The 13,878-nt window shown below is 59.4% G+C and carries 14 protein-coding genes and 1 pseudogene; 8 read left to right on the top strand and 7 right to left on the bottom strand.

Annotation, left to right across the window (positions count from 1 at the left end; all coding sequences use genetic code 11):
* The first annotated feature begins 4 nt into the window (after nucleotides 1-4).
* Genes ACSQ3J_RS23890 through ACSQ3J_RS23875 form a run of 4 tightly spaced genes read left to right on the top strand, consistent with a single transcriptional unit; the run spans nucleotide 5 to nucleotide 3,778 of the window.
* Nucleotides 5-925, top strand: a complete 921-nt coding sequence (locus ACSQ3J_RS23890; protein WP_060501667.1) for an ABC transporter permease — start codon at nucleotides 5-7, stop codon at nucleotides 923-925.
* Complete coding sequence (locus ACSQ3J_RS23885; RefSeq protein WP_060501665.1) at nucleotides 922-1,839, top strand: ABC transporter permease; 918 nt, start codon at nucleotides 922-924, stop codon at nucleotides 1,837-1,839. The genes ACSQ3J_RS23890 and ACSQ3J_RS23885 overlap by 4 nt, the downstream gene beginning before the upstream one ends.
* The gene (locus tag ACSQ3J_RS23880) at nucleotides 1,839-2,810 is read left to right on the top strand and encodes an ABC transporter ATP-binding protein (RefSeq protein ID WP_060501663.1); all 972 of its coding nucleotides are present in this window, start codon (nucleotides 1,839-1,841) and stop codon (nucleotides 2,808-2,810) included. The genes ACSQ3J_RS23885 and ACSQ3J_RS23880 overlap by 1 nt, the downstream gene beginning before the upstream one ends.
* Entirely contained in the window at nucleotides 2,807-3,778 is a 972-nt protein-coding gene (locus tag ACSQ3J_RS23875; RefSeq protein WP_060501661.1) for an ABC transporter ATP-binding protein, read from the top strand. Before ACSQ3J_RS23880 ends, ACSQ3J_RS23875 begins: the two co-directional genes overlap by 4 nt.
* 315 nt (nucleotides 3,779-4,093) lie before the next feature.
* Here ACSQ3J_RS23875 and ACSQ3J_RS23870 read toward each other — a convergent pair whose 3' ends face one another.
* The 5 genes from ACSQ3J_RS23870 to ACSQ3J_RS23850 form a co-directional block, all read right to left on the bottom strand.
* A complete protein-coding gene (locus ACSQ3J_RS23870) occupies nucleotides 4,094-4,795 on the bottom strand; it encodes a phosphatase PAP2 family protein (protein ID WP_436040477.1) in 702 nt (233 codons plus the stop codon).
* 95 nt (nucleotides 4,796-4,890) lie between these two features.
* Nucleotides 4,891-5,454: a dual specificity protein phosphatase family protein gene (locus ACSQ3J_RS23865; protein ID WP_436040536.1), complete on the bottom strand. Its 564-nt coding sequence runs from the start codon at nucleotides 5,452-5,454 to the stop codon at nucleotides 4,891-4,893.
* A 163-nt stretch (nucleotides 5,455-5,617) separates the two neighbouring features.
* The gene (locus ACSQ3J_RS23860) at nucleotides 5,618-6,991 is read right to left on the bottom strand and encodes a sensor histidine kinase (RefSeq protein WP_436040476.1); all 1,374 of its coding nucleotides are present in this window, start codon (nucleotides 6,989-6,991) and stop codon (nucleotides 5,618-5,620) included.
* A complete protein-coding gene (locus ACSQ3J_RS23855; RefSeq protein WP_436040475.1) occupies nucleotides 6,978-7,655 on the bottom strand; it encodes a winged helix-turn-helix domain-containing protein in 678 nt (225 codons plus the stop codon). Before ACSQ3J_RS23855 ends, ACSQ3J_RS23860 begins: the two co-directional genes overlap by 14 nt.
* 147 nt (nucleotides 7,656-7,802) lie before the next feature.
* A complete protein-coding gene (locus tag ACSQ3J_RS23850) occupies nucleotides 7,803-8,171 on the bottom strand; it encodes a hypothetical protein (protein WP_436040474.1) in 369 nt (122 codons plus the stop codon).
* A 326-nt stretch (nucleotides 8,172-8,497) separates the two neighbouring features.
* Between ACSQ3J_RS23850 and ACSQ3J_RS23845 the strand changes: the two genes are divergently transcribed.
* The 4 genes from ACSQ3J_RS23845 (at nucleotide 8,498) to ACSQ3J_RS23830 (ending at nucleotide 12,584) form a co-directional block, all read left to right on the top strand.
* Complete coding sequence (locus tag ACSQ3J_RS23845; RefSeq protein ID WP_436040473.1) at nucleotides 8,498-8,761, top strand: hypothetical protein; 264 nt, start codon at nucleotides 8,498-8,500, stop codon at nucleotides 8,759-8,761.
* Nucleotides 8,762-8,789: 28 nt separating this feature from the next.
* Nucleotides 8,790-9,575 (top strand): COG4705 family protein, encoded by a 786-nt coding sequence (locus ACSQ3J_RS23840; protein ID WP_436040472.1) that lies wholly within the window; start codon nucleotides 8,790-8,792, stop codon nucleotides 9,573-9,575.
* A 200-nt stretch (nucleotides 9,576-9,775) separates the two neighbouring features.
* Nucleotides 9,776-11,638, top strand: a complete 1,863-nt coding sequence (locus ACSQ3J_RS23835) for an adenylate/guanylate cyclase domain-containing protein (protein WP_436040471.1) — start codon at nucleotides 9,776-9,778, stop codon at nucleotides 11,636-11,638.
* A 586-nt stretch (nucleotides 11,639-12,224) separates the two neighbouring features.
* Nucleotides 12,225-12,584 carry a hypothetical protein gene (locus ACSQ3J_RS23830; protein WP_436040470.1) on the top strand — a complete coding sequence of 120 codons (360 nt, stop codon included), beginning with the start codon at nucleotides 12,225-12,227 and terminating at the stop codon, nucleotides 12,582-12,584.
* On the opposite strand, the pseudogene ACSQ3J_RS23825 reads toward ACSQ3J_RS23830, so the two are convergent.
* Nucleotides 12,522-13,585: pseudogene (locus ACSQ3J_RS23825) on the bottom strand (calcium:proton antiporter). The gene ACSQ3J_RS23830 and the pseudogene ACSQ3J_RS23825 overlap by 63 nt on opposite strands.
* A gap of 96 nt (nucleotides 13,586-13,681) precedes the next feature.
* A complete protein-coding gene (locus tag ACSQ3J_RS23820; protein WP_156397354.1) occupies nucleotides 13,682-13,858 on the bottom strand; it encodes a hypothetical protein in 177 nt (58 codons plus the stop codon).
* Between the last annotated feature and the right edge of the window lie 20 nt (nucleotides 13,859-13,878).

Below are 13,878 nucleotides of genomic sequence, written 5' to 3'. Positions count from 1 at the left end.
ACGGATGTCACTCGCCTATTTCGTCAGACGGACGATCTTCGCCGCGCTTGCGCTTGCGGCGTTGATGACCTCCGCCTTCATCCTCGTGCGGCTCACCGGAGATCCTGTGAACCTCTATTTGCCGGTCGATGCGTCCGATGCGGCACGTGAGGCCATGCGGGCGCGCCTCGGGCTCGATCGATCCCTTCTGGCCCAGTTCCTCGACTGGGCCGGAGACATGCTCCGCCTCGATTTCGGCATGTCCCTCTGGCACAACCGGCCGGCAATGGACGTGGTGCTCGAAGCTCTGCCGAACACGCTTGCGCTCGGCGCCATTGCCTTGACGCTTGCCTTCCTTGCGGCAATCGTTGCCGGCTCGATCGCCGCCGTCAACGCCGGCAGCTGGATCGATCGCGGCATCAATGTGCTGTCCCAAGCTGCTGCCAGCGTGCCGGATTTCTGGCTCGGTCTCATGGGCGTGCTGCTCTTTGCCGTCACGTTCCGCCTGCTTCCGACATCCGGCTTCGGCGGTCCTGTCTATTGGGTCCTACCGATTGCCTGTCTTTTCGCCCGGCCGTTCGGAACTTTAGTTCAGATCGTGCGGGGATCGATGATCGAGGCGCTGAATGCCACCTTCGTTCGCACGGCGCGTGCGAAAGGGGCTCGCAGCAAGCGCGTGATCTTCGTGCATGCGCTGCGAAACGCACTCCTGCCAGCGGTGACCGTGACCGGAGACCTCGCCGCGCAATTTGCCGGTGGTGGCGGTGTGGTCGAAGTCGTCTTCGGCTTTCCCGGTATCGGCAAGCTGCTGATCGACGGTATTCTCAAGCGTGATTTTGCCATCGTGCAGGCATCGATCTTCGCGGTCGCCGTCGTGATCTTCATCATCAATATCCTTGTCGACATGCTCTACGCGTGGATCGACCCGCGCGTGAGGGTGGAATGACCGAGGCGCTCTCAGAATTGCTTGACGAACGCAAGGCGGCAAGCGGACGCTTCGCGTGGTTCCTCCGTGCCCTTCGCGGAGACCCCATGGCGGTCGCGGCCACCATCTGGCTAATGATCGTGGTTCTCGCCATTCTGGCGGATGCGCTCTCCCTGCTGGGTGAAAACCGTATCTCGCTGAAGGCGCGCAACATGCCGCCATTCGATTTCAGCCAGGCCTGGACACTCTGGCTCGGCGCCGATGCACTCGGGCGGCCGCTTCTCGTGCGGCTGATACAGGCGGCCTCGACGACGATCGGGATTGCCCTTCTCACCGTGCTGACCAGTCTCGTCGGCGGCACCCTGCTTGGCGTTATCGCCGGCTATTTCGGTGGGTTCATCGGCAATGTCATTATGCGCATTTCCGATATCATCCTCGGCTTTCCGACTCTGCTCGTTGCGCTTTTCGGCCTCTACCTGTTCGGACCGAGTGTGCTCAATCTCATCTTGGTTCTGGCGATCACGCGCATGCCGGCCTACATCCGCGTGGCCCGAGCCGAAACGCTGGAGGCTCGCGAGCGCCTGTTCGTCGATGCGGCCAGGGTGTTTGGTGGCGGATCGCTCTGGATTCTGCGCGTGCACATTCTCCCGAGCGTCGCGCCGACCATGCTGACGTTAGCATCCGTCAATCTCGCCATGGTCATGCTGTTCGAATCCGGTCTCAGCTATCTCGGCCTCGGCATCCAGCCTCCGGCGGTGAGCTGGGGTCTGATGGTGGCGCAGGGCCAGGGTTATCTCTCCTCCGCCTGGTGGCTCGGCTTCTTCCCCGGTCTTGCCGTCATGCTCACCACCATGTCCTTCAATCTCCTCGCCAACTGGTTCCGGATCGTCAACGACCCCTCGCAGCATTGGCGTCTCGTGAGCCGGAGACGATAATGGCGCTTCTGGAAATCAAGGACCTTCAGGTCAGTTTCGATACTGCGGCGGGGCGCATCCTCGCTCTCAACGGCGTCTCCTTCTCACTGGAGCGCGGTGAGGTTCTGGCGCTGCTCGGCGAAAGCGGGTCGGGAAAATCCGTGACCGCCGCCGCGATCATGGACCTCATCCCCGATCCGCCGGGTGCAATCAATGAAGGCAGCATCCATTTCGACGGCGCCGATATTCTCCGGCTCGCCCAAAACAAACGCCGGGATCTTTGCGGAAGCCGCATCGCCCTGATCTTTCAGGATGCGCTTGCCGCCCTCAATCCCGTCTATCCCGTTGGATGGCAGATCGCAGAGATGTTCCGAATCCACGGCCGCACGCCGGAGGCAGGCATCGACAAGGCCGTCCTTGATCTGCTGACCGCGGTCGGCATTCCGGATCCGGCACGGCGTGCCAAGCAATATCCGCACGAATTTTCCGGTGGCATGCGCCAGCGGATCATGATTGCCATGGCGGTGGCGCTCGAGCCCGACATCATCATCGCGGACGAGCCGACAACGGCGCTCGACGTGACCATCCAGGCGCAGATCGTCGATCTTCTCGACCGTGTGCGCAAGCGTAGCGATGCCGGCATGATCTTCATCACCCATGATCTTGGCGTCGTTGCCGAACTCGCCGATCGCGTCGCAGTGATGTATGCGGGTCGCATCGTTGAAACGGCTGATGTCTTCGAACTGTTCGAAGACCCGCGCCATCCCTACAGCAATGGATTGCTGGCGTCGCAACCGCGCATGGACAGCGAGGAGGCCGAACTCCTGCCCATCCCGGGTTCAGCCCCCAATCCGGCCGCCCTTCCCTCGGGCTGCGCCTTCAGGACGCGCTGTCCCAGATCGGCGGATATCTGCGCCGAAATAGTTCCCGCCCTTCAATCCATGGGTCCCGGCCGGCAGGTCGCGTGCCATTTTCCGGTTGTACCCGCATGAACAAGCCGCTTCTCAAGGTCGAAAATCTCTCTCGCCATTTCGGCAGTTCGCAGGCACCGGTTCGCGCCGTCGAGGATGTCAGCTTCGAAATCGCTTGCGGTGAAACGCTGGGCCTTGTCGGCGAAAGCGGCTGCGGCAAGACATCGCTCGTCCGCACACTTCTGAAACTCGGTCCGGCAACGAGCGGCCGCGCGCTTCTGGATGACGTTGACATAACGACCGCGAGCGGAAAACAGCTTCATGCCCTGCGCCGAAAGATGCAGGTCGTGTTCCAGGATCCGTACCAATCGCTCAATCCCCGCATGCGGGTTGATCGCCTGATCTCGGAGCCTTGGGCGCTTCACCCGGATGTTCTGCCGAAGTCCCGCTGGCGCGACGAGACCATCAACCTTCTGGAATCCGTCGGCCTGCGGGCCGAACATGCCGAGCGCTATCCTTCGGAGTTTTCAGGCGGGCAGAGGCAACGCCTCGGCATTGCGCGCGCCCTTGCTCTCAATCCGACCTTGCTCGTCTGCGACGAGCCCGTCTCCGCGCTCGACGTATCGGTTCAGGCGCAGGTGGTGAACCTTCTCGCGAAATTGCGGCGTGAACGAAATCTAGCAATGCTGTTCGTCGCCCACGACCTCGCCGTCGTCCGGCACGTGTCCGACCGGGTGATGGTCATGTATCTCGGCAAGATCATTGAGACCGGATCGAAGGACGCGATCTTCAACGCGCCGGCCCATCCCTATACGCAGGCCTTGCTCTCTGCTGTTCCGACGCCGGACCCGAAACTGCGCGGCGTGCGCAAGCGTATTGTCCTGCAAGGCGACCTGCCAAGCCCGGCCAATCCGCCGAGTGGCTGCCGGTTTCGCACCCGATGCTGGAAGGCGACGTCGATCTGTGCCGAGCAAGAGCCGCAGCTCATCGAAAGAACAGCATCGCCTAGTCTATTCACAGCCTGTCATCATGCGGATAGCGCTGCATAAAAGGGTTGTTTGCTAAGAAGTAGAGACATCCCAACGTGAACCTCGAGTCGTAAAACTGAACCCACCTAGGCTCTTGAGGGGGGTTGAACCCTCGACCTGTCGTTCAGCGGCTCACATTCAAAATAATTTCCAATCCGGGCAACAGCTTGCTCTTCGGAGCGGCCGGTAAGGGGCCGTCTTCAGACTGTCCGGAGTTGGGGCTCCCGGCATGGAAGCGAACACGCGGAGCCTAGCCGGACGTTCCGGCTAGGCGATAGGACAACAGCAGTCCAACTGCACCGAAAGTTGATCTCCACCCCTTTTGTAGAAGAAACGTCAAGGAGGGGATAAGCGCGCCCTCGCAAGCATCCAGCATAATGCGGCCCAGGTCGCGCCGGCGCACCAGCCGCCGAGCACGTCGGTCGGGTAGTGAACGCCGAGATAGATTCGGCTGCAGCCGATGATCAGGGCGAGTAACACTGCGACCACGATTATGTAGGCGCGGGCGGCGAATGTCGTTTGCATTCGTGACAGAAGAGCGCCGAGTGTCAGGTAGGTCACAGCGGAGAGCATGGCGTGACCGCTCGGAAAGCTGAGATCGTGGACATCGACGAGATGCGGGACGATGAGCGGGCGTGGACGGGCAATGGTCATTTTTATGCAGGTGCTCAGTGCCCAGCCGCCGACCACCGAAACGAAGACGAAAATGCCAGCGGCCCGCTTTCGGATCAGCAGAAGGTATATCACGGTCAACACGGTCACCAGCGACACGACCGTCGTACCGCCAAGGCTGGTCAAATCGCGTACCACATGGGTCAACCAGTCGGGGCCGATGGGCACCGACAGATCGTTCGGCTGGCGAAAAAACTTCAGGATATTGTCGTCGAATGCCCAGGTCTCGCCTTCCAGCATTTCACTTGCCAGTTTCATGAAGGCAAGGCCGCCGCCGGACAGGATGGCAAACAGCACCAGCGTGATCGGCTCGCAGGACCGAATGCGGTCTATGAGGTTGCCCGCCAGGGGCCGATCAGATTGCAATGGATGCTCCAGGATAGGTGCGCTTGTCCGAGCCCGGACGATCGCGCAGATGGAATTTCGCCGATGACGATCGTAACCAGTCGACATTTGTCCTGTCAGCCGGATAGGCCAAATGTCTTTTCGAGATTCTCCCAGTTTTCGTCCATCGCATAGGCCGGCGACAGATAAGGGATGGCGAAATGGCCGAAGCGCAGTGACAGTTGTTGTTCCGCAGTTTCCTCGTTCACTTTTGCGATCTGCTGCAGGTAGATTGCTGCGGCGAGACCCGTGCGGTCCGAGCCCGATTTGCAATGGATGAGAAGCGGCTTGGGCGCATCGCGCAGCAGGGCAATGAGATGGTGGGTTTCATCGAGCGTTAACTGGCGTTCCGCCAACATCCTGAAATCGATATGTTTCACACCCAGTGACGTCGCTGCGGCAACCTCCTCACGATACCAGGAGGCGTCTTCGCTGCTGCCGCGCAGGTTCAGGATGGTATTGATTCCGTAGCGCCGCTTGTAATTCGCAATTTGTCCTGCAGTCGGCTGGTTGGATCGATAAAGTTCGCCAGGCACGACCTCATGAAAATTGCCTGTCAACTGTATGGCGAGCAGGTAACTACCGAGGATAAACACAGACGCTACCGGGCCAATCATGGTCCATTTCAAAAATCGTCGCATGGTAGGGCAATCCTTCTTGGCCCTGCGAAAGTGGCTGGGTTTTCTGACAATAGCCTGAATACTCACGCGAAATATTGTCATGATCACGCGTCCGAGACAGATAGCCGTGGTGACTTCAGGCAAATGGAATGCAGGCAAGCTTAGGAAGATCGGGGACCCGAGGCTATTGCGCGACGGGTTTTGCCCGCGCCAACGAAAGGGAAACCATTAATCCCCGCTCGTTGTCGGCCAGCGTAATATCGGCGCCGTGCAGGTCGGCGATAGCGCGAACGAGGCTGAGGCCGAGACCGCTCCCCGGTGTCGACCGGCTCTTGTCGAGCCGGTAGAGGCGCCGGAAGACCTTGGCACGCTCGGCTTCCGGAATGCCCGGCCCCGTGTCACGAACGGTCGCGATCAGAATGCTTTCGGCCGCCGTAAGCGAGAGGTTAATTCGAGTGTCCGGCTGGCAATGGTTGATCGCGTTCTCGATGAGATTGACGAAGAGCTGCGTCAGGAGTTCGCGATCGCCGGATACTAACCAAGTCCCTGCGGGCGGCGCGGCAAATGTCAGGGACTGGCCGTTATCCTCCGCGACATCGGCGTAGACTTCCACGATTTCGGTCATCAGATCGAGGAGATCGACGGGGCGGAAGCGAGCCTTGCGACCCCCGGCCTCGATCTGCGAAATCCTTAGCAACGCCTCGAAGGTGGCGTTAATCTGGTCGCTTTCGCCAAGCGCATCGGCGAGAAGATCCTCGATCGGTTCACCTTGCTCATTGCGGCTCATGGCATCCTGGATCGTCATTTTCAGGCGGTTGAGCGGTGTCTTGAGATCGTGGGCGATATCGGCGCTGACTTGGCGCATGCTTTCCACCAGCCGCGACAGGCGCTCCAGCGCGTCGTTGATTTGGATCGACAGGAGATCGATGTCGTCGCGTCTGCCGCTCAACGGGATGCGCGCCTGCATACGACCATTGGAAATATCCACCATGGTCTCGACCACGCCGTCGAGCCGCCGCTGCGCCCGATGTGCCAGGAGCACTCCACCGACGGCAGCAAAGGCAATAGTCAGCACCGCCACCCAGGCGAAACTGAAAAGGGCGATATCCTCGAAATCATCGGTTTCAGATAGGCTGCGCCCGACAGTCAGGTGGTTCTCGCCAATCGACCCCGAGAAAACGCGAAAGGTCGTATTAATCGGCAGGCCGATTTCCTGTGCCGTAATGCTCGCAAGACCATCAGGCAGAAGCGGAACAGTGGCGTTACCGGCGATGCGCCGGCCGGAGGGATCAACTAGCGAGAAGACCCGCTCGTCCGAGGTTGGGTGCTTCCCATAGGCTTCGATCGCCGCGACGAGGTCTTCCATGTCGTTCGGCGCATAATTCGACGTGGTGACCGCATACATTTCCGTGACGGACGTATCGAGCGAGCCCATCAGCTCCCGTTTCAGGTACTGATAGGTGATGAGGCCGGAAATCAGGAACCCGAGGATGAACAGCAGGCCGAAGGCCAGCGCCAGCCGGAAGGGCGTGCTTCGATGCAGTCTAGCGCGGAGCATGCAGGCTATAACCGATATTGCGGATCGTATGGAGAAGCTGGACCGGAAATGGCTTGTCGATCTTGGCCCGCAACCGGCTGATATGCGTCTCGACGACACTTGTCTTCGGATCGAAATGAAAGTCCCAAACGCGCTCCAGCAGCATGGTCCGGGTCAGCACCCGCCCCTCGCCGCGCATCAACGTTTCCAGCAACGTAAACTCGCGCGGCTGCAGGTCGATAGTCTGATCGCTCCGGCGTACCACCCGCTTTATCAGGTCGATCTCGAGATCGGCGACACGCAGCACCGTCGTCTGCTCCAGCGGCGGCGGGCGGCGGCCAAGCGCATTTACCCGCGCGAGCAGTTCGGAAAAGGCGAAGGGCTTGACGAGATAATCGTCTCCACCCGCCTCCAATCCCTCGACACGATCGTCGACACCACCGATTGACGTCAGAAAAAGTGCCGGCGTCTTGACCTGCGCGGCCCTGAGCGCCTTGACGACCGAAAGGCCGTCGAGACCCGGCAGCATCCGGTCGACGATGAGAACGTCATAGGCTTCGCGGGTCGCCTGGAACAACCCGTCGCGCCCGTCATCGATCGGATCGCAGACATGCCCTGCCTCCATCAGGCCCTTGACGATATAGTCGATGGTTTTTCGGTCGTCCTCGATCAGAAGAATGCGCATTTAAATCTCGCTTGTGCCGCCAGGCGTTTCCTTAGCAGGAAACGGGCTGCCGGTCTTCATGGGAGAAAACGTCCCGAAACACGGGAGAGGCCGCTCTGACCAGACGATAGCAGGCCAAAACAGTCGCCGCCTGACGAGCGGGGTTGCCTAGTGTGCGGTCGGATCGTCGAGCGCGTTCAGCAACCCGGTGACGGCCTGCTCCGCCCCGCTCGCATCCGGGCTGCTTTGGCGCAGCGAGCCGATGGCCGCATCGGCGGCGTCATCGATGACGTCCCATTCGGTTTTGTTCATCAGGTAGAGCGTCGGCTCCTTCTCGTCCCACGCGATTTCGAAATCCGTGCTCCGCTTCTCCGCCTTGGCGAGATCGCCCTTGGCGACCAGCTCCAGCGTGTCCCTGGCCATTGTCTTGAAATTGGTGAGATCGCCAAGATCGCTGACCATCGTCGCTGCAACCGCTGTATGCATGAAATTCGTCATCATGGCTGACGCCATGAAGAGCGTGGCGACTAATAGCATCGTTATCTCCGTTCGAACGCGGACCTCTCCTCCGACCGGGCAACCATGAATGCAGGATTTTACCGCAGCTTCGCGCCGGGATTACTGATTTGTAAGTTCTGGTAGTAAGCGCGATTTTCAACGGCGAAGGGCCGCCCACCCCCCCGCATATGCTGCGTTCCGGCCGCCAACTGCGAAGACGGCTGCGACCTTTTCGTGCCCACCTTACAAAACCGTATCCTTACGGCAAAGCGTGCGTATGAGCGCGCCAGTAGAGAGTATTCGTCCGTCACGGCTCGACGGTCCGATTTCGGGGCAATCACGCCTAGCACTCAAGGGTAATTCCAATGAAAAAAGTCTTTCTCGCCGCTGCCTTCCTCATCAGCTTCGCAGGTGTGCCGCTTTCCGTGTCCAGCGTGCAGGCCGGCAATGTGCCCTGCGAGGAAATGCTGAAGGAGATGCGTGCCGCCAAGGCGACCGCAACACTCAGTGAGGCCGACATGACCAAGGTCAACGACCTTGAAACGAAAGCCGTCGAGCGTTGCAACGCCGATGATGACGCCCGTTCCGACGGTTTCCTCACAGAAGCCATGACAATCATGGGCAAGTAACCCATCCCCTTTTGACCGGAGTACGACCATGACATACACCGCTTCCTCCTTCCTTCCGGAGAATCGGGTTCCCGAGGTCACCGTGGAATTCTGGCTCATCAAGCTCATGGCCGTCACCATGGGCGAAACCGCTGCGGACTATCTGGCGGTCAACCTGGGTTTCGGCCTGACGGTCACGTCCATATTCATGACCGCCATCCTAGTGGTCGCGCTCTGGTTTCAGTTTGCGCAGAAACGCTATGTGCCGGCGGTCTATTGGACGGCCGTGGTCCTGATCAGCATCGTCGGAACGTTAGTGACGGACAATCTCGTCGACAATTTCGGCCTCGCGCTGGAAACCACCACAATCGGCTTCACGCTGGCCCTGGCTGCAACCTTTGCCGTCTGGTACGCGGCGGAAAAAACGCTGTCGATCCACACGATCTTCACCGCGCGCCGAGAGGGGTTCTACTGGCTCGCCATCCTCTTCACCTTCGCGCTCGGCACGGCTGCGGGCGACCTTGTCGCCGAGGTCTTTGCGCTTGGCTACCTGACAACCGGCATCCTGTTCGGGGCCAGCATCGCCGCGATCGCGGCGGCCTATTACCTCCTCAAGATGGACGCGATCCTGGTGTTCTGGGTGGCCTACATCTTCACCCGTCCGCTTGGCGCATCCTTCGGCGACCTGCTGTCGCAGCCGGTCGAATATGGCGGCCTCGGTCTCGGAACCATCGTCACCAGCTTCATCTTCCTCGCCGTCATCATTGTCCTGGTCTGCTACCTGACGCTCAAGCCGACCCCGAGCCCGGTGGCGCTGCGAGGAGAACAACACTAACGACGATTGATAGACTGCCGTTACGTCCAGTTGTGACGAGACTTTGCGAGGCCTTCCCGTCAATACAGGAGAAGACCTTTTCCATAGGCTGGACGGAGCACTTCGAACGCGACCATGGCGTCCGCACCGCAACTCCGCGTGAAATGTCTTGTGAAACGCAGTAAGCTCTTTGCGCAGAGTTCATGTTGGGGAGCCGAGACATGGAGCGCAAATTATCGGCAATACTAGCCGCCGACGTGGTGGGATATTCGTCTCTTATGGAAAAAGACGAATCGGGAACGTTTGACCGTCTTCGCAAGCGGCGCACTGAACTATTCGAGCCTGAAATAGCGTTACATCATGGTCGGGTCTTCAAGCTCATGGGTGATGGCCTGCTCGCGGAGTTCGGCAGCGTAGTCGATGCCATCGAGTGCGCCGTATCTCTCCAGCGGGGAATGGCAGAACGCAATGCTTCGGTGGATGAGGCGGAGAAGCTCAATGTCCGCATCGGCATCAATCTGGGCGAAGTGATCGTCGATGGCGACGACCGTTATGGGGAGGGCGTCAACATCGCTGCCAGGCTGGAGCAGCTCGCCCCCCCTGGCGGCATCTGCGTCTCAGGGAAAGTGGCGAAGGAAGTCAATAATAAGCTCGCTTTTGCCTTTGAGCCTGCCGGTCTGCAGAGGATTAAGAATATCGAAGAGCCGATCGAAATCTATTTCGTGAGTACGGACAGCGGATCACGCAGAGGGCTCTCACGCCGCCGGGCCATCGGTCGCCGATGGTGGGCGATGGGGGTCTCGTTAGTCCTCGCCGCGACGATCGTCGCCGGGACCGCGTTATACGGTGCAGTGAGCACAATTTGGTCAACGGCTCCCAGTGCAATGCCTGGCGTCGCAGTGCTTCCGTTTAAGGATCTGAGTGCCGAGAGAAACCTGGGTTATTTGGGAGAAGGAGTGGCGAACGATGTCATCGCCATCCTCTCGCGTTTCTCCGACATTGCCGTCGTCTCGCGAACATCATCCTTCGCCTATGAGAAACAGGAAAGTGATGTCCGCCAGATCGGCAAGGATTTAGGCGTCGGCTATGTCGTCGAGGGCAGCGTGCGCAAGGAAGGCGACAAGATACGGATCGTTGCGGAACTCATCGACGCCGAAACAGGCGACCATATTTGGGCAGATCGCTTCGATAAGAGCGGAACAGACCCGTGGGCATTGCAGGATGAACTGACCGGCAAGATTGTCGGAGCGATGACCGGCGAGTGGGGAGCAATAAGAAAAGCGGACTATAGCCGGGCTTGGGGAAGAGACAGCACCAACCTGGCCGAATACGACTATTATCTACGCGCCGAAAGCCAGTTGAACCTCTTCACGAAGGAGGGCCTCGAGCGATCGGGGGAAATCGCGCAACAGGGGCTGCAACTCTTCCCCAACTCCCCCCTGTTGACCGTGGAGCTGGGCTGGTCTCATTGGTTGAAGGTCGGCCTACTTTACAGCTCCGACCCAGAGGCCGATCTTCAGCAAGCCAATCGCCTGGTCGACATGGTCCTGTCTAACAAGGACCTGAGCCCTCAGGTAGCGCGATTGGCGCATTGGCTTCGCGCCTGGCTTTTGACGCTCAAGTCTGACCACGATGGGGCTATTGTTGCGATGAACAAAGCCATTGCGGCGGCGCCCTACAACGCGTTCACACTCACCGACGCAGGGAGCATTTTTCTGCAAGCAGGCCAAGCTGAGAAGGCGCTGGAACTGACCGACACTGCAGCCGCTCGCGACCCAAGTCTGGCATGGTTCTTCAACTACGTTCGCGGATTCATCTTCATCGTGCTGGGTAGAAACGAAGACGCCGTGAAGGCTCTGAAAACAACCGATTTCGCGGACGCTCCGTTGCAGCTTGCTATCGCCGATATGCGCCTTGGTCGCCAACCGGAGGCGAAGGCTGCTGTCCTGAAAATGTTGGAGACTGCCCCGGATGCAACGATCCAGTCGTGGCAAAAGGCGTGGCACTTCCGAGATCCCACTATCCTCGACCGGGCTGCCGCAGATCTCGCCCGCGCCGGCCTTCCAAATGGCAGAATTCGCTGACGACGGACTGAGGGATTGATTGACCATGTCGCCAGGCCATTTCTGTATAAGGCGAAATGTCGATGTGACGTGCCGCGGCCGATCTACCAGATACCACAGTCGTTCATGAGGCGCATCGCGACACCCGAATTAATTTCCGGAGTGCCGAAATGTAAGCGGACCATCACCATTTGGTTGCTGGATGAAGTATGCGGAATGACCGACTAGGAGGCGCAATGCGGAATACTTCCGTTCTCGGCTACCGTGGCTTTCATGGCTGAAGTTAAACCGCTATCGTCCGTATATGAGCGTTATTTCCTCCGCTACCAGTTCCTGGAGCTGCCAAAGGTCGGCGGTTCACGTGTTGGATGCTCCGCTCCGTGAAGCGCTGGCGCACCTTGGAAGGCAATAGACGAATGAGCGGTCGGGGCAAGATTAACAGCGGATACTGCTACGCCATCTTGCTACTCGGGCAGATCCTATGTGCACTGATGCTTGTCTGGCTCGTGTTTCCGATATTCTACTTCCTTGTGACCCATCTCGGCGAGCGTCTGGACATTCGGATCGCCGATCAAATTCTGATCGTATTCGTTTCCATGCTGCTCCATTGCTTCACTGGTCTCGACTGGCCTGGGTCGAGATCGTCCCCCCGTGCCATAACATCCTGCTTGCGCACCTGTTCCTGTTCGCCAGCCGGGTCACTTTCTTCTTCGGCGGAGCTTTGTTCTCGGCGGTGTTCTTCCGGCACTTTCCTGAACTGGAAGTCTTCCCGCCGCTTTGGCAGGCGGTCGCCAAGGCCCTGTACGTGGTCGCAGTCTTGTTCGGTCTGTTCTGTGTCTCACTGGAGCTGGATAGGCTTGGTCGAGCGATGGAAGAACCGCATGTCAAAGGACGACGTCATTTCTTAAGGAGCGATCGCAAAAAACAGAAATACGACGAAAACGACAAGATGGACGATGCCCTGTAACATCGTCGTCCGGCCAGTTCCAAGTGTAATGACGCTGATGAACAGCGTCAGCATAAGCAGGGCCTGATCCTTGTCGTCCAATCCCAGCGCAAGTGGTTGGCCTATCACGATAGACACGAGCGCCACGACCGGGATCGTCAGGCCATCGCTGCGAGGACGGAGCCCAGAGCCAGGTTGAGGCTGGTCTGCAATCGATTGGCGTTCGCCGCCCGAAGAGCCGCGACGCATTCAGGCAGAAGCACGACTGCTGCTATGACGATACCGACGACGGCTTCCGGGAGCCCGAACCAACGTATCGCCCCCTCCACCGCCGGCGTCAGGGATTTCGCCAACCCTACGACCGCGACGAGGGCGACAACCAGCAAGCAGCCGCTTATCACTGCCGCCCTGTTCGATGGAGATGCCGCATGTTGGTGCTGGTCACCGGTTTCAGGGGTGAGGAAATCGTCGCGGTGGCTCACGGTCTGCACGAAGACATAGGCACAATACAAGACCAGCGACACAAACCCCGCAAAGACGAGCTGAGATGTATTGAACATCGGCCCGGAAGCTGTGGCGACAAGATTAGGCAGGACAAGCGTCAACGTGGTAAGGGCCGCGAGCACCGCCAGTCCGGCGTTTGCTCCGTGAGCCTGAAACCCCTGCTGGTGATGACGAATGCCGCCGAGAAGCAGGCAAAGCCCAACGATGCCGTTCATCACGATCATCACGGCTGCGAACACGGTATCGCGCGCAAGTCCCATCTTTTCCGTCGGAGCGGAGATCATGACCGAGACGATCAGCGCCACATCGATCACCGTGACCGCTACGGCCAGAACCAAGGTACCGAACGGCTCGCCCGTGCGATGAGCGACGACTTCGGCGTGGTAGACGGCGGCAAAGACCGTGGCGATCAGTGCCAGCCCGGCTGCCGTCGCGTGAACGCCGCTTCCTGTCAACGATGCCGGCAAGAGAAGAACAAGCCACGCCGCTGCGGGCGCCGCCCAGGTCCGAAACGGCATGCGTGCCACCAAAGGGATTTCCTTCCATTAGCCGCGTTGAAATCTTCTCTCGTAAATAGTCCGAGCGCCACCTTCGTCAGCCTGTGGATTCTACTCTCAGTCAATCTGATCCGGTCCTGGATCCAGGCCCGAACTGCGGTCGCCGCCGACAGTGGCGTCGGGGCCGAGGCCCTGCGATTGCGCGTAGGTGGTATTGTCAGACGCCGTGCTCGCGCACCCTGTGAGCACGGCGAACGCGATCAGTATGAACGTCATTACGGATTTCGAAGCCATTGCTTCCTCCTATGGGATCA

It is taken from the genome of Rhizobium sp. LjRoot98 (assembly GCF_964252935.1).
Classification (GTDB): domain Bacteria; phylum Pseudomonadota; class Alphaproteobacteria; order Rhizobiales; family Rhizobiaceae; genus Pararhizobium.
The sequence above is the reverse complement of the archived record's forward strand: the minus strand, read 5'-3'. Positions and strand labels throughout refer to the sequence as shown.

Excerpts from the sequence above, each read along its gene's own strand:
- ACSQ3J_RS23890 (WP_060501667.1), top strand. The coding sequence starts at position 5 with ATGTCACTCGCCTATTTCGTCAGACGGACGATCTTCGCCGCGCTTGCG.
- ACSQ3J_RS23885 (WP_060501665.1), top strand. The coding sequence starts at position 922 with ATGACCGAGGCGCTCTCAGAATTGCTTGACGAACGCAAGGCGGCAAGC.
- ACSQ3J_RS23880 (WP_060501663.1), top strand. The coding sequence starts at position 1,839 with ATGGCGCTTCTGGAAATCAAGGACCTTCAGGTCAGTTTCGATACTGCG.
- ACSQ3J_RS23875 (WP_060501661.1), top strand. The coding sequence starts at position 2,807 with ATGAACAAGCCGCTTCTCAAGGTCGAAAATCTCTCTCGCCATTTCGGC.
- ACSQ3J_RS23865 (WP_436040536.1), bottom strand. The coding sequence starts at position 5,454 with ATGCGACGATTTTTGAAATGGACCATGATTGGCCCGGTAGCGTCTGTG.
- ACSQ3J_RS23860 (WP_436040476.1), bottom strand. The coding sequence starts at position 6,991 with ATGCTCCGCGCTAGACTGCATCGAAGCACGCCCTTCCGGCTGGCGCTG.
- ACSQ3J_RS23855 (WP_436040475.1), bottom strand. The coding sequence starts at position 7,655 with ATGCGCATTCTTCTGATCGAGGACGACCGAAAAACCATCGACTATATC.
- ACSQ3J_RS23850 (WP_436040474.1), bottom strand. The coding sequence starts at position 8,171 with ATGCTATTAGTCGCCACGCTCTTCATGGCGTCAGCCATGATGACGAAT.
- ACSQ3J_RS23845 (WP_436040473.1), top strand. The coding sequence starts at position 8,498 with ATGAAAAAAGTCTTTCTCGCCGCTGCCTTCCTCATCAGCTTCGCAGGT.
- ACSQ3J_RS23840 (WP_436040472.1), top strand. The coding sequence starts at position 8,790 with ATGACATACACCGCTTCCTCCTTCCTTCCGGAGAATCGGGTTCCCGAG.
- ACSQ3J_RS23835 (WP_436040471.1), top strand. The coding sequence starts at position 9,776 with ATGGAGCGCAAATTATCGGCAATACTAGCCGCCGACGTGGTGGGATAT.
- ACSQ3J_RS23820 (WP_156397354.1), bottom strand. The coding sequence starts at position 13,858 with ATGGCTTCGAAATCCGTAATGACGTTCATACTGATCGCGTTCGCCGTG.